Below are 2,109 nucleotides of genomic sequence, written 5' to 3' on the forward strand. Positions count from 1 at the left end.
ACCCGGCGTGCGACTCTCACCGCACCGGGCTCTCCACGGTCTCTACCGTTCAAGCGTGGTTGGGGGTCCAGGGGTTGGGGATCGTGTTGCCCCGGTAGCGATAGCGGGTGACCGCGATCGAGACCATGGGGAACAGTTCGATCCCGTCCGCCGAGAGCTTGTGCCACCGGCCGTTGCGGTCAGTGAAGCGTCGGCGGACGTCCTTCCACCTCCAGCGATGCAGCACCATCCACCAACTGGTCACCCTCCGCCACACGAAGTGGTCCAGGGCTTTCAGCGTGGTCTTGCATACCGCGTGCTTGAAGTAGCTGGCCCAGCCGCGCAGAATCGAGTTGATCCTCTTCAGCACGGTCCCCGGGTCCTGCTGCGACGTTCTGTTCGTCAGGGCACGGATCTTGTCCTTCAGCTGCCGGATGGGCCTCTCGGCGATGAAGGTGTAGACGTACCACTTGTTCGAGCCTCGCTTGCGGCGCCACTGGATGTGGAACCCCAGGAAGTCGAACCCGTCCGACATATGCACGATCTGAGTCTTGGCCGGTGACAGCCGCAGCCCGAGAGGGTGCAGTACGTCGGCGATGTCCTCGCGCAGGCGGGCGGCGTCGTCGCGGCTGCCGTCGACCAGCACAACGAAGTCGTCCGCGTAGCGGACGATGCGCCAGTTCGGGCGGCCGTGATGACGGTGGTGTGCCCGCCTGCCTCTGGTGGACATCCGACCGCCTGGTTCCCACGGACCCATCACGTGCTCGTCGAGCGCGGACAGGGCGATGTTCGCCAGAAGCGGGGAGAGGATGCCGCCCTGCGGGGTGCCGGTGAAGGTCTCTTCGCGGCCGCCGCCCTCGGTGAGGACGCCGGCCTTGAGGAACGCCTTGACCAGCCGCAGCACACGCTTGTCCTTGACTCTCGCGCGCACCCGGTCCAGCAGGGCCGTGTGGTCGATGGAGTCAAAGCACGCCTCGATATCCGCGTCCAGCACCCAGCGATAGCCGTTGGTGCCGTAGCGGTGGATCTCGGCGATCGCGTCGTGTGCGCGCCGCATGGGCCGGAAACCGTAGGAGACCGGCAGGAAGTCGGCCTCGAAAATCGGCTCCAGCACCAGTTTGAGGGCTGCCTGGACCACCCGGTCGGAGACGGTCGGGATGCCGAGCTTGCGCACCTTCCCGCTCCCGCCGGGTTTGGGGATCTTGCGCTCGCGCACCGGCAGCGGGCGGAATTCACCCGTCTTCAGTACGCGGCGCAGGCCCTCCAGATAGCCCGGGAGACCGAGTTCCCGCTCGACGTTGACGACGGTGAGGCCGTCAACGCCCGGGGTTCGGGCTCCCTTGTTGCCTGCGACCCGTTCGAACGCCACGAGCAGCGTCGCCGGGTCGCATACGAGGTTGAACAGATCGTCGAACCTGCGGCCGCCATCGGCCGCCGCCCAACGGTGAAGTTTGGCCTGCATCTCCGATACCCGCTGGTGAGACCCCAACGGGGCCTCCGGGGCACTGCTGTTCAGCAGTGCGTCTTTCGGCATTGCAGCCTCCTTCCCTTCTCGAAACCGCTGCCGCCCTTCCCCATGTGCCAGGCTCTCCCCGGCTCGGAGTACTACGGCGGCTCCGCCCCGTCCCGGCCCGATCGGCCGACGATGGACCCAGCCCTTTGACCGTGCTGGACGCGCGGCGGGAGGGCGGGACCGGGACAGTTCCCGTGTTCACTCGCTGTTCGATCGTCGGAGTAGGAGCCCGGCTATGCCCCCGCGGCCTCGCCACGGCTACCCCGCAGCACTTCACCGTGGCCTCCCCGCGCGACCGAAATAGACCGCCCGGGAAGTTCCCCGCCAGCAGACCATCCAGCAGGGACGCACCGCATCCAGCCCTCATCCACCAGGTTCGAGCTGGCGTGCCTTAAGGAGGCGTAGACGCCGGTTCCTCGCGTACTCCTCTCCGTCTCGCTTGCCGAACCCGCACCATCTGGCAGTACTGGCACGTCCCGGCTTTGTCGGGGCTGCTTCCCGCCCTCACCGGTACCTCCCGGCTCAGGCTGCCCCCAGCTTCAACTGCCCTGCTGCGACAGGACGTTGGTGGTGGTCTTTCACCTCCACTCGAACAACAAGCGCCTCACGGCGCACAC

General features: G+C 67.0%; 1 protein-coding gene. It reads right to left on the minus strand.

The features are described 5' to 3' along the window. Positions 1 to 49 precede the first annotated feature (49 nt). Positions 50 to 1,513, minus strand: coding sequence for a group II intron reverse transcriptase/maturase (gene ltrA / locus AC5P09_RS51625; protein ID WP_493880580.1), 1,464 nt, complete (start codon positions 1,511 to 1,513; stop codon positions 50 to 52). Between the last annotated feature and the right edge of the window lie 596 nt (positions 1,514 to 2,109).

It is taken from the genome of Streptomyces sp. a15 (assembly GCF_059026085.1).

Coding starts and splice junctions, on each gene's coding strand:
- ltrA (WP_493880580.1), bottom strand. CDS start 1,513: ATGCCGAAAGACGCACTGCTGAACAGCAGTGCCCCGGAGGCCCCGTTG.